At 40.4% G+C, this 12,628-nt stretch carries 11 protein-coding genes; 7 read left to right on the top strand and 4 right to left on the bottom strand.

What is annotated here, in order from left to right; genetic code table 11:
- The first annotated feature begins 33 nt into the window (after positions 1-33).
- The 5 genes from guaB (at position 34) to AAH582_RS19820 (ending at position 7,410) form a co-directional block, all read left to right on the top strand.
- A complete protein-coding gene (gene guaB / locus AAH582_RS19840; protein ID WP_046671808.1) occupies positions 34-1,509 on the top strand; it encodes an IMP dehydrogenase in 1,476 nt (491 codons plus the stop codon).
- Positions 1,510-1,652: 143 nt separating this feature from the next.
- On the top strand, positions 1,653-3,932 hold the full coding sequence (locus AAH582_RS19835; RefSeq protein WP_046671807.1) for an ATP-dependent helicase: 2,280 nt from the start codon (positions 1,653-1,655) through the stop codon (positions 3,930-3,932).
- A gap of 53 nt (positions 3,933-3,985) precedes the next feature.
- Positions 3,986-4,813, top strand: a complete 828-nt coding sequence (locus tag AAH582_RS19830) for a DUF4290 domain-containing protein (RefSeq protein ID WP_046671806.1) — start codon at positions 3,986-3,988, stop codon at positions 4,811-4,813.
- Between the two features lie 211 nt (positions 4,814-5,024).
- On the top strand, positions 5,025-6,350 hold the full coding sequence (murA, locus tag AAH582_RS19825) for a UDP-N-acetylglucosamine 1-carboxyvinyltransferase (protein WP_046671805.1): 1,326 nt from the start codon (positions 5,025-5,027) through the stop codon (positions 6,348-6,350).
- A gap of 127 nt (positions 6,351-6,477) precedes the next feature.
- Positions 6,478-7,410, top strand: coding sequence for a hypothetical protein (locus AAH582_RS19820; protein ID WP_046671804.1), 933 nt, complete (start codon positions 6,478-6,480; stop codon positions 7,408-7,410).
- 82 nt (positions 7,411-7,492) lie between these two features.
- Here AAH582_RS19820 and AAH582_RS19815 read toward each other — a convergent pair whose 3' ends face one another.
- Entirely contained in the window at positions 7,493-7,897 is a 405-nt protein-coding gene (locus tag AAH582_RS19815) for a DUF5606 family protein (protein WP_046671803.1), read from the bottom strand.
- Between the two features lie 26 nt (positions 7,898-7,923).
- On the bottom strand, positions 7,924-8,382 hold the full coding sequence (locus AAH582_RS19810; RefSeq protein WP_046671802.1) for a peptidylprolyl isomerase: 459 nt from the start codon (positions 8,380-8,382) through the stop codon (positions 7,924-7,926).
- Positions 8,383-8,546: 164 nt separating this feature from the next.
- Here AAH582_RS19810 and radC point away from each other — a divergent pair, with 164 nt between their 5' ends.
- Positions 8,547-9,245, top strand: coding sequence for a RadC family protein (radC, locus tag AAH582_RS19805; protein WP_046671801.1), 699 nt, complete (start codon positions 8,547-8,549; stop codon positions 9,243-9,245).
- A gap of 17 nt (positions 9,246-9,262) precedes the next feature.
- The gene (locus AAH582_RS19800; RefSeq protein ID WP_343319895.1) at positions 9,263-10,012 is read left to right on the top strand and encodes a class I SAM-dependent methyltransferase; all 750 of its coding nucleotides are present in this window, start codon (positions 9,263-9,265) and stop codon (positions 10,010-10,012) included.
- Here AAH582_RS19800 and AAH582_RS19795 read toward each other — a convergent pair whose 3' ends face one another.
- Both AAH582_RS19795 and AAH582_RS19790 read right to left on the bottom strand, forming a co-directional pair.
- Positions 10,013-11,557 (bottom strand): MFS transporter, encoded by a 1,545-nt coding sequence (locus AAH582_RS19795; protein WP_343319893.1) that lies wholly within the window; start codon positions 11,555-11,557, stop codon positions 10,013-10,015.
- A 2-nt stretch (positions 11,558-11,559) separates the two neighbouring features.
- Complete coding sequence (locus AAH582_RS19790) at positions 11,560-12,621, bottom strand: HlyD family secretion protein (RefSeq protein ID WP_343319891.1); 1,062 nt, start codon at positions 12,619-12,621, stop codon at positions 11,560-11,562.
- Between the last annotated feature and the right edge of the window lie 7 nt (positions 12,622-12,628).

The raw sequence follows: 12,628 nt of genomic DNA, 5'->3' as shown, positions 1-12,628 counted from the left end.
CCTGGCAAATAGAAAACCCAATACATATTTGCCATGCAATTAGATCCACAAAAATTCGTAGCAGAAGGTCTCACTTACGACGACGTCTTATTAATTCCAGCTTATTCTGAAATTTTACCCCGTGACGTTGATACGAGCACTTCGCTAACAAAAAAAATCAAATTAAATATTCCATTGGTTTCTGCAGCAATGGATACGGTAACCGGTGCTGATTTGGCGATTGCGATTGCACAAGCTGGCGGTATTGGTATGTTACATAAGAACATGACTATTGCAGAACAAGCTGCTGAAGTACGTAAAGTAAAACGCTCTGAGAGCGGTATGATTCAGGATCCAGTTACGTTATTGGCAACAGCAACGGTGGGTGATGCCTTCAATATTATGAAGGAGCACAAGATTGGTGGAATTCCTGTTGTTAACGAAAGGGGCCAATTGGTCGGTATTGTAACGAATCGTGATCTTCGTTTCCAAAAAGATATGAGCCGTCCCATCAATGAATTGATGACCAAGGAAAATCTTGTGGTTGCTCCTGAAGGAACGGATTTGGTGAAAGCAGAAGAAATTCTTCAAAACGAAAAAATCGAAAAACTTCCAGTAGTCAATGAAGAAGGTATTTTGAAAGGCTTGATTACCTTTAAAGATATACAAAAATATAAGCATTACCCCAATGCGGCCAAAGATAGCCATGGCCGTTTATTGGTGGGTGCTGCAGTAGGCGTTACACCCGATACCCTTGACCGCGTAGAGGCTTTGGTGAAAGCAGGTGTGGATGTGGTTACAATCGATACGGCACATGGGCATTCTAAAGGAGTAATCGATAAGTTGAAATTGGTGAAATCTCATTTCCCTGAGCTGCAGGTAATCGTTGGAAATATTGCGACAGGTGCAGCAGCAACAGCTTTGGCTGAGGCAGGTGCTGATGCTGTAAAAGTAGGTATCGGACCGGGCTCTATCTGTACAACCCGTATTATTGCTGGTGTCGGTGTTCCTCAGCTTTATGCCGTATATGAAGTTGCCAAAGCCCTTAAAGGAACTGGTGTGCCCTTGATCGCAGATGGAGGTATCAAACAGACAGGTGATATTGCAAAAGCAATCGCAGCTGGAGCAAGCACAATTATGGCTGGTTCTTTGTTCGCTGGCGTAGAAGAAGCTCCAGGCGAAACAATTATCTACGAAGGACGTAAGTTTAAATCTTACCGCGGTATGGGTTCGATCGAAGCCATGGAAAAAGGATCTAAAGATCGTTATTTCCAAGACGTAGAAGATGATATCAAAAAATTGGTTCCTGAAGGTATTGTGGGACGTGTTCCATATAAAGGTACATTGGCTGAGGTTGTTTATCAATACATTGGCGGATTACGCGCTTCTATGGGCTACTGTGGTGCTGCTACAATCGAAAGGTTACAGGAAGCACAATTTGTCCGTATTACAGGAGCAGGGCTGAGAGAGTCCCATCCACATAATATTTCCATTACGAAAGAAGCACCAAATTATAACAGCAGAGGCTAGATATTGCTTGGAGCATATAAAAACCGATAATCTTGATTATCGGTTTTTTTTGTGTAAAAATATTAGCAAAATAGCCTCAGTGATCAACAGGAAATTTGTACTTTTATACCCTATTCTCAGGTTTTAAAATTTAAGGAGTTAATTTGGATTATTTAGCGGGTTTAAACCCTTCACAACGAGGAGCCGTAGAGCAAACAGAAGGTCCTGTGATGATTGTTGCGGGAGCTGGTTCAGGAAAAACACGGGTAATTACCTATCGTGTCGCACACTTGATTCAAAAAGGTGTTGATCCATTCAATATCTTGGTATTGACATTTACCAACAAGGCAGCTAAAGAGATGCGCGCGCGTATCGTTTCTGTTGTTGGGAGCGAAGCGAAAAATATTTGGATGGGAACATTCCACTCGGTATTTGCAAAAATACTCCGTGTAGAAGCTGAACTGATCGGATATCCCAGGAACTTTACCATCTACGATACAGACGATACCAAAAGTTTATTACGTGCCATTTTAAAGGAAATGAATCTCGATGATAAGCTGTATAATGTCAATCATGTGTACGGACGTATTTCACAGGCAAAAAACAACCTGATCTCACCGCAGGAATATAATAAGAATGAAGCGATTTTGGCCGAAGATATTTCCAATGGACGTGGTCAACTGGGACAGATTTATATGACCTATGCACAGCGCTGTTACCGTGCAGGGGCAATGGATTTCGACGATCTGTTGTTTAAAACAAATGTCTTGTTAAATAAACATCCAGAGGTACTGCATAAGTACCAGCATCAATTTCGGTACCTAATGGTCGATGAGTACCAGGATACCAACTTCTCGCAATACCTTATTGTCAAACGCCTGGCAGCCGTCAATGAAAATATCTGTGTGGTTGGGGATGACGCACAGTCTATCTATGCATTTCGTGGGGCAAATATTCAGAATATCCTCAATTTCCAAAAGGATTATCCGGATGTGAAGATCTTTAAACTGGAGCAGAATTATCGATCTACGAAGATGATCGTGAATGCGGCCAATTCGGTGATTGCCAATAATCAGAATCAATTGGAGAAAAATGTTTTCTCGGATAATGAAGAGGGCGAAAAAATCAGGGTTTCACGTGCTTTCTCGGACAATGAGGAAGGTAAGATCGTGGCCGACCAAATCATTGAAGAGAAATCGTTAAAAGGGCTTAATTATAAGGATTTTGCTATTCTGTATCGTACCAATGCCCAGTCCAGGGCTATGGAGGAGGCCTTACGCAAAATCAATATCCCTTATAAAATTTATGGTGGTACTTCTTTCTATCAACGGAAAGAAATTAAAGATCTGATCGCGTATTTCAGACTAACCTTCAACCCGAATGATGAGGAAGCACTCAAGCGTGTGATCAATTACCCGCGTAGAGGGATAGGGGATACGACAATCGAGAAGATCATGATCGCTGCAGATCAGAATCAGTACCGTATATGGGATGTTGTTGCAAATGCAGCCCAGTTTCTAGACGGGCGTAGCGCAACGTCCGTCGGTGGTTTTGCACAGATGATACAGAGTTTTCAGGCCCTGGCCAAAAACAATAACGCATTTGATACCGCAATGCATATTGCGCAGCACTGCGGTATTCTGAAAGAATTGTACGAAGACAAATCGGTAGAGGGGTTGGCACGTTACGAAAATATCCAGGAACTCCTCAATGGTATCAAGGAATTTTCGGAACGGGAAGATATCGAAGAACGTGGACTTGATGTCTATATGCAGGATATCGCCCTGTTGACAAACGACGATAATGATAAAGATCCAAATGCGGATACTGTATCATTGATGACCATCCACTCTTCCAAAGGCTTGGAATTTCCGATTGTTTTTATTGTAGGCTTAGAAGAAAACCTATTTCCTTCCCAGTTGTCGTTGAATTCCAGGTCGGAACTGGAAGAGGAACGAAGACTTTTTTATGTTGCCGTTACGAGAGCTGAAAAAAAATTACTACTTTCGTATGCTACTTCGCGATATCGTTGGGGAACGCTGAATAATTGCGAACCCAGTCGCTTCTTGGATGAATTGAATCCGGCATGTCTTGCATTGGATTTTAAACCACGACAAACTTCTGCCTCAGCCGGAAGTTTTCAAGGCGAACGAATTGCATGGCAGCAAAAGGACAGTGATGATACGTTTTCTAAACCTAAGCCTAAGCCTATGGTTAAAACGACATCGATACTGCCGAAAGCCCACAAACCTACTGCGGGTTTTGCTCCTTCAGATACATCAAATCTTCAGGTCGGCATGGAAGTTGAACATGAACGCTTTGGATTTGGTAAAGTTGTTAATCTCGAAGGAAACAAAGGAGATATAAAAGCAACTATTTTCTTTAAGGAGTTGGGACAGAAACAATTGTTGCTTAAATTTGCAAAACTTAGAATAATTCAATAATAAAATACCAAAACGATATCTTGTTCGTTTAATTAGGTACTTATATTAGCTATATGAACTTTGACTACAACAGCACTAGACCAAAATTGATCCTTGCAGAATATGGTCGCAATGTGCAAAATATGGTAGATTACATCTGTACTTTACCCACAAAGGAAGAAAGAAATAAACATGCACAGATTGTAATCGATATGATGGGGGTATTGAACCCGCATTTGAGAGATGTGTCTGATTTTAAACATAAACTGTGGGATCACCTACAGATTATTTCTGATTTTAAATTGGATATCGATTCGCCTTATCCAATTGCTACAGCGAAAAGCGTGAAACACGAAGTTGAGCACCTAGGCTACCCGCAGCATTCCATTAGATTCAAGCACTATGGTTTTACCGTAGAGAAAATGATTGAAAAAGCGTTATTGGCCAATGACGAAGCCAAAAGAGAGCAGATGGTCATCGGTATCGCCAATTTTATGAAAATGGCTTACCTGACCTGGAATAAGGATTCTGTTTCAGACGAGTTGATCATTCAGGATCTAAAAGAGTTATCAGGTTATCAATTAACCTTACCAGAAGGTACGGTATTGACCAAGCTTGACTTTAAAACCCCGCCTCCGGGAAATCGCGTTAAAGGTCCGGCTAACAGTAATTCTGGCGGAAATAATAACAATAGCAATAACAATAATTCCGGTCACCAATCGAAGGGGGGAGGCAAGCCTCGTATGGCAAGTAACAATAACAATAATACGAAGCGCAATAATTACGGAAGCAACAACAACAGCTACGGAAGGGACAACAATAACAATAATAATTACGGAAGTAATAACAACAATAACAGAAACAGAAAACCTCAGGGTAATTATAATAATAAACGGGGCTAGTTCTTAAAGATTTGTTTAAAGAAGCAGGCAATTGCGAAGTGATTAACAGATTTCTTTACAATTGCCTTCTCTTTTTTAAGAACCGCACTACTTTAATCGCTAGCATGGTTCTTTGAGACTTTCATCTTTGTATAGTAGACGGAAGGCTAAATATCCCGAGGCAAATACAAGAACAGGGCTCTGATACTAAGAAGATATCACTTATATATAAATGAACGCATTTGAAATAATCGGTGGAAAACCGTTAAAGGGAGAGATTATTCCTCAAGGAGCAAAAAATGAGGCCTTACAGATCCTTTCTGCAGTTTTACTGACAGAAGAACCTATGACCATCAGTAATATCCCAGATATTAAGGATGTCAATAAGTTGATCGATCTATTGGCTGCTTTAGGTGTTAAAATTAATCGCATAGATAAGGACACATACGTTTTTGAGGCTAAAGACATAAATATAGACTATTTCCAGTCACCTGAATTTAAAGAAAAAGGCGGCGGATTGCGCGGCTCGATCATGATTGTCGGCCCTTTGTTGGCCCGATTTGGAAAGGCCGCTATTCCGAAACCTGGGGGGGATAAAATCGGACGTAGACGATTGGATACACACTTTTTAGGCTTTGAAAAATTGGGTGCTAAGTTTGTATACGATGCGACTACCCATTTTTTTAACGTTGACGCGACAGAGTTAAAGGGAAGTTATATCCTTTTGGACGAAGCTTCTGTGACGGGTACCGCGAATATCGTGATGGCTGCTGTATTGGCAAAAGGGACAACAACGATATACAATGCGGCTTGTGAGCCCTATTTGCAACAACTATGTAAGATGTTGAATCGCATGGGAGCAAAAATATCCGGTATTGGATCTAATTTGTTGACTATCGAGGGGGTAGAGCGTCTTGGCGGAACTTCGCACCGGATGTTGCCTGATATGATTGAAATAGGTTCTTTCATCGGACTTGCAGCAATGACCGGTTCAGAAATTACCATTAAGGATGTCTGTTTCGAAGAACTGGGTGTTATTCCATCTGTATTTTCACGCTTAGGTATCAAGTTTGAATTACGTGGTGATGATATTTTTATCCCGGCGCAAGAATCTTATGAAATCGATACATTTATCGATGGGTCTATCCTGACGATTTCGGATGCACCTTGGCCAGGTTTTACACCCGATTTATTAAGTATCGTACTTGTTGTGGCGACTCAGGCAAAAGGAAATGTATTGATCCACCAAAAAATGTTCGAGAGCCGTTTGTTTTTCGTCGACAAATTGATTGATATGGGCGCTCAGATCATTTTGTGCGATCCACACCGTGCAACCGTTATTGGACTGAATAAATCACACCACCTAAGAGGTATTGAAATGACTTCGCCAGATATTCGTGCCGGCGTGTCTTTATTAATTGCAGCGCTATCTGCCAAAGGAAAATCGGTGATCCACAATATCGAACAGATAGAGCGTGGCTATCAAGATATCGAAGAGCGCTTGCGTAAATTAGGAGCAGATATTAAACGTATCGATGCCGAACCAAAAGGACACTAAGTATAACAACTAGCCTGTCTGCTAGCACAAGATAATAAAAGCCCCGGATATAAATTCCGGGGCTTTTCTGTGATATCTGCGTCAAATAAGGTAAATTTGTCTATACTACATTTAAACAGCTATAGATATGGAAAAATATCTAAAAAAGTACGCCTTAGTTTTCCCGTTATTAGGCATAGTGCTTCTTTTTCACAATTGTCAATCCTCTACACCTAAAGAGGTTAAGCTACATGAAGAATCAAATACAACAACTGACATCCGCTCTGCTAAACGGATCAATGCTGCGGTAATCGTACAAAAAGTTACTTTTCCCAATATGCCTTTTGCTGAACTAATCAAGTTGATGAATCTGACCAAAGACAGTTCACCTGCTGCATTGTGGAAAGCCATATCCGCACTACCTCAAGCTGAACATATGAAGAAACATAACTTTGATATTGAACATCCCTTGCAGCGTATGGAGCTGATGCTTGTTCCTTTACGCAAAATGGAAATTAAATTTGATCAACAACAGGCAAAATCTAATGCGGAGGGGCTGACGTACCGATTGGAAAATTATGTAAATTATAACAAAGGTTCAGGCGAGGTTTTTATTGCAAATAGTGGCAATGAGGCTATCCATGTAGGAGTGAACTATCCGGAAGGGAAACTTAATGGATTGGCGAAAGTGCAGATACGCATAAATCCTAAAGAGTATATGATTGATAAGACCGGGAAAACAAAAGTAATTGCCGGAATTACCTGTCAGCAGGCTATTTACAATAAAATTGATACAATGGATAAGGCGCTCCCTAAATTTGTCGTTTGGAAGAGTCCACGGATTCCGAAAGGAATCAATTTGCTACATCCTTATGTGTTTGACGAAAACGAAGGAATTCTTGAAATTGATGCCTATCTCAACGCGGATGAAAATTCCCTATTGCGCTTTACGACCACTGCTGTTGTCGAAAAGCAATTTGAACCCAAAGAATTTGAGGTAACAAAAGCACATGTTAAGCTTGATGGGGCCAAGGATCAAAACAACATCGAAAAGAGTGTATTTGATGTGGTGTTTCATTAGAGAACCCCAAAAAAGGAAACACCATAAAAAAGGAGTTGATCATCTGATCAACTCCTTTTTTATTTGGGCGATATGTAAAAGTTTACATTAAAGGAGCTGGTGCTTCTTCTTCAAATAAAGGAAATTCCTTGATAATGTTGTACCATGTGATAACCTTTTTAATATCCGAAGAATAAACACGTGATTCATCATGGCCAGGAGCTACCTCACGGAAGAATTCTCTTAATGTAGCGCCATCAGATTTTGTATCCGGTAAAGCGATGCCTTTCTCCTTGATTGTTTCAAAAATATTCAATAGACGAATTTCTTCTTCTTCACCATAGATGGTGATATCTTCCAAAGTCGCCATTTTCGTAGAAGATAAACTTACTACAGTTTTAATTTTTGCCTGATCGAGGGTTTCTAAAATAAAACCACCTTTATTTTGTCCAACCAATTTGAACAATCCTGGTTTACCAGTTACGGATACTAATGCTCTTAAATTCATTTTAATACTATTTAAATCTCCAAGAATTAATCTTCGATAACTTCAATTGATAAAATACGGTCACCTTGTCTGATATCGTCAACGATGTCTACGTTTTCGATTACTTTTCCAAAACAAGTATGGTTACGATCTAAATGCGCAGTGTTGTTGCGGCTATGACAGATGAAAAATTGAGAACCACCTGTATTACGGCCTGCATGAGCCATAGACAATACACCTCTGTCGTGGTATTGGTTTTCACCTGTTAATTCACAGTCAATTTTATAACCAGGGCCACCTGTTCCAGGGATTCCAGCAGCACCTTCACGTGAATTTGGACATCCACCTTGAATAACGAAATCAGGGATCACACGGTGAAACGCTAGTCCATCATAATATCCTGATTTAGCAAGTTTGATAAAATTGGCTACTGTATTTGGAGCATCGGCTGTGTAGAACTCCACAGTCATGTCGCCTTTTTCTGTTTTAATAATTGCTTTACTCATATTCAAAAATTTTTATGAAATACAAAGATAACGTTTCAGAGTGAAATGTGAAGTAAATCCCGATGGCCAATTTTTTTTAATTGATAGATTGTGTATTTCTCAGGATATTAAGTAACTGTTTTTTTGTATATTTATGTACGCTAGCCAATTATAATTAACTGTAGATGTCAAATCCGTACAAATTAGTCATTCGGGAGTGGGCAGAGGCCGACCGTCCGAGAGAGAAGCTATTAAGCCAGGGACGTAGAGCGCTTACCGATGCAGAACTATTGGCTATCCTGATCGGCTCGGGATCTAAAAATGAAAGTGCTGTCGAACTATGCCGGCGCATATTGGCCGATGTCAAAAATAACCTGCACACCCTTTCGATGATGGAAGTCTCGGAACTCAGCCTATATAAAGGGATAGGCGAAGCAAAAGCCATTGCCATTCTTGCGGCATTGGAGCTCGCCCGCCGCAAAAACGACCAGCCCGCAGAAGAACGTAAGCTCGTAAATAGTAGCCGTTTCGTTTACAACTTGATGAAACCCATCCTGCAGGATCTGCCCCATGAAGAGTTTTGGACCCTGTATTTGAACACGGGGTATAAAATATTGGACAAACAGCTCATCGGCCGTGGGGGTAATGACTTTACGCCGGTCGATGTTCGGATTATATTACGATCCGCACTAAGCCTTAAAGCACATGCTATTATATTAGTTCATAACCATCCCTCGGGCACCTTATATCCCAGCAATGCTGACAAAATTCTGACGCAAAAAATTGTTGAAGCCTCTAAAATTATGGATATTAGAGTTGCCGATCATTTAATCTTTACCGATAACGGTTATTATAGTTTTAAAGATGAAGGGATAATCGACTAGTTACAGCAATTCTTAGTATGAACAAAAACAGTATTGATAGATTCACAGACAGGGTTGTCGATTATGAGAAATTTAGACCTTGTTATCCAAAAGAGATTATTCAGGTGCTTAAAGAACAGATAGGGCTGGATAAAAAGTGGCTGGTTGCCGATATCGGTAGTGGCACAGGGCTATCTACGCAACTTTTTCTCGAAAATGGAAATGACGTTTTTGCCGTTGAACCCAACCGGGAAATGCGTGAATCTTTGCTGCATCATTTTAAAACCTATCGGAATTTAATCGCGCTGAATGCCACCGCCGAAAATACATCCATTGAGTCTGGCTGTGTCGATCTTATTTTTGCCGGCCAATCCTTTCATTGGTTTGACCGGGATGCATGTAAAAGGGAGTTCGCTCGGATCCTCACCGAAAATGGACATATTGTGTTGGTCTGGAACCAGCGTGATCCGGACGACGCTTTTCAACAGGAATATGAAGATTTTCTGCTCAGTCATATACCAAGTTATCAATCTGTCAGTCACAAAAACATCAGTGATGATGATCTCAAACAATTTTTTGGGTTACGTCCAATGACCAAAATAACCTTGCCGAATCAACAGATATTGGATCTTCGGTCATTCTTGGGAAGAGTACGTTCATCATCCTATTTTCCAAAAGAGCAAGCTGAAAACAAAACGCTCTATGACGATCTCCATACCCTTTTCGAGAAGTACGCAATCTCTGAGCGTATCGTATTCAAGTATATTACCGAAATTTATATCAGTTAACTAAGAAATCGGAATTTGCAAAGCTTCTTTCGTCGCATTTTTTCTCTTCCAGTCGAAAACTCTTCGTATAGGAGAAGAATGAAACGGGAAGATTAAGATGAACAACGTTAGGATTACCCCAATAATAAAAAGCCCGGTATAGGTGTCGCGTAAGGATAGCAGCGAGGCTTGGACCTGCACCGATTTCATTATATTCACTCTTTGGAATACCAAGCTATTTGTTTTATCGATTATACCAGCAAGGTTATTGGCGTGAGTAACCTGTAGGTGGTAATACCAATTGGCAATGACGTTTGACCAGACTACAGGGACCAAAAATGAACGTGTAAGAATTAAAAATACTAAGCCAGAAAGGTAATATTTGCTTGGGATATTGCCGGCCATATATACGCCTATTCCAATGTAAGAGGTGATCACCCCCATTCCTCTTAATGTCAACGGGAGATAGAATAAAGCCGTGTTTGTCTGTTGATCGATAATCCTTGCAAAGAAAAAACAAGATAGGGCATAGCAGGCCGCCGAGAATGCCAAAATAAACTTGCATTTCTTTGTTATTTTGAAATATAAATAAGCGATTACTGCGCCAATCATATAACCAGGGATCACATAGGTATTTATTTCGGCGACTTCCAAAGGATTTGTACCAAGCGTAATTCCTAAAAGAGAGGAGTACAGCGAAGTTGAGCTATAAAAAATGCCAAAAATAAAAATTGTTCCAATGGAGATCGGTAGAATCCGTGTTGAAAAGGCTTCAAAATTTAAGAGTGATTTTCGGATTAATGCACTTCTGTTTATAAAGAGTATGAAAAAACAGAGTGATGCAATTCCGGTGACCAAAATAAATTTGGAATGAAACCAATTTTGTGTCAGGCCGTATGTGCTGAAATAAGCAAAATTCAATAAGGAAATACAAAGTAAAATACTTCCAAACCAGTCATATTGATACAGTGGGACCTTTTTAAAATCTGACGATTTCATACAGATAATGCAGATTAACAACGCTACCGCCAGTAATATATTTTGAAATAGAAAGACGGTTTCCCAATAGAAATGTGTTGCAAATAGAACAGATACATAGCTCGCCAAGGCTGGAATGATCATTGTCATGGGATAGTAGACCGCATATAATTGATAGCGTTCTCCACGCGGCATAAGAAAAGGGATCATTTCCCCAATGATCGCCATCGTAACGATGATCTTGGCACTTCCGATAAAAAATGTAGCCATACAGATGTTGACACCATTATTGGCATGTTCCAAAATCGCATTGGAAGCGAGGATAATGAAGATGGAAACGATTAATATCGTCTTTTTGGAAAATAATTTCAATAGCCTAAATATCAGCGGTATGGCACATACCATCCCAGCATAGTAACAATATGTAGCCATACTCAGATCTGCAGTGATACCGGCGTATCCATTCATGACATACGTGTTAATGGACGTTGGGATGCCATTATTGAAGGAAAATATAATATTGAGCACAAATAGGAAGAACAGTTCCCATCCTGAACCCAACCAATCTCTGAATATACGATCTTTCATGGTTATCTAACACGTATGATGGCATTCATACCTACGCGAAGCAGGGCGAGATCTTTTGGAGTATTGGATGCCGTAAAATTAATTCTAACCGGAATGCGCTGTTGCACCTTGACAAAGTTTCCCGTGGAGTTGTCTACTGGAACTGCAGAATACTTAGATCCTGTTGCTTCGGATATGGCGGCTACTTCACCTTCGAATGTCTTCCCAGCCAATGCATCAATTTCAATCTTGACTTTTGCCCCGAGGGCGATATTTTTTAATTGACTTTCGGTATAATTTGCGGTTATCCATTTCTGCTCATCACGGACAATATTGACCAATGGTGTACCATTTTGCACCAATTGGCCCTCTTCTATCGTCCGCCGTCCTAATACACCATCATAAGGCGCAGTGATAACCGTATACGAAAGGTTTAATTTGGCAAGATCAATCGCAGATTCGGCCTTTAGCAATGCGGCATCATTGACTGAAAGCTTCTGTTCAGACTCATGTGTATTGAGTTTGGACACACGCTTTTGTGCCAAAAGTGCTTTATATTTGGCCAACATGGCCTCATAATCTGCTTTTACCTGATCGAATTGATATTGTGTTACTGCTTCATCTTTCACCAGACTCTCGTAACGCTTATAATTCAATTCCATATTATCTAGCCGGGCTTTCATCTCATCAATATTGGCATTTGCTATCGTCGTGCTATTGCTGGCAATGGCAATTCCAGATTGGGATATTGTTTTACTGGCTTTGGCATCGGCTAGCGTGGCTAGCGCATTTTGTAATAAAATTCTGTACTCCGCATCATCAATAATGACGAGTGTATCGCCTTTGTGGACTTTTTGATGCTCATCAAATCGAACTGTTTTGATATAACCGCTGATACGCGAATTTATAGGAGTAATATGGGCGTCTACTTGGGCATCATCTGTATAAACAGATTCGTTGATGTGGAAAAAGACTAGGATACCCCATATAATGGTAACCACAATGACGACTGCAGATAGGATATTGATGACCCATATTTTCCGCCTTCGCTTTATCTCTTTCTCACTTAATGTTGAATTACTCATGACTCAA

Source organism: Sphingobacterium multivorum (genome assembly GCF_039511225.1).
Lineage (GTDB): Bacteria > Bacteroidota > Bacteroidia > Sphingobacteriales > Sphingobacteriaceae > Sphingobacterium.
This window is presented reverse-complemented; position numbering and strand designations above follow the sequence as displayed.

Bases quoted from the DNA above. Each gene is read 5' to 3' on its own strand.
- AAH582_RS19800 (WP_343319895.1), top strand. From the start codon at position 9,263: ATGAACAAAAACAGTATTGATAGATTCACAGACAGGGTTGTCGATTAT.
- AAH582_RS19810 (WP_046671802.1), bottom strand. From the start codon at position 8,382: ATGAGTAAAGCAATTATTAAAACAGAAAAAGGCGACATGACTGTGGAG.
- AAH582_RS19830 (WP_046671806.1), top strand. From the start codon at position 3,986: ATGAACTTTGACTACAACAGCACTAGACCAAAATTGATCCTTGCAGAA.
- AAH582_RS19790 (WP_343319891.1), bottom strand. From the start codon at position 12,621: ATGAGTAATTCAACATTAAGTGAGAAAGAGATAAAGCGAAGGCGGAAA.
- AAH582_RS19820 (WP_046671804.1), top strand. From the start codon at position 6,478: ATGGAAAAATATCTAAAAAAGTACGCCTTAGTTTTCCCGTTATTAGGC.
- radC (WP_046671801.1), top strand. From the start codon at position 8,547: ATGTCAAATCCGTACAAATTAGTCATTCGGGAGTGGGCAGAGGCCGAC.
- AAH582_RS19815 (WP_046671803.1), bottom strand. From the start codon at position 7,897: ATGAATTTAAGAGCATTAGTATCCGTAACTGGTAAACCAGGATTGTTC.
- murA (WP_046671805.1), top strand. From the start codon at position 5,025: ATGAACGCATTTGAAATAATCGGTGGAAAACCGTTAAAGGGAGAGATT.
- AAH582_RS19795 (WP_343319893.1), bottom strand. From the start codon at position 11,557: ATGAAAGATCGTATATTCAGAGATTGGTTGGGTTCAGGATGGGAACTG.
- guaB (WP_046671808.1), top strand. From the start codon at position 34: ATGCAATTAGATCCACAAAAATTCGTAGCAGAAGGTCTCACTTACGAC.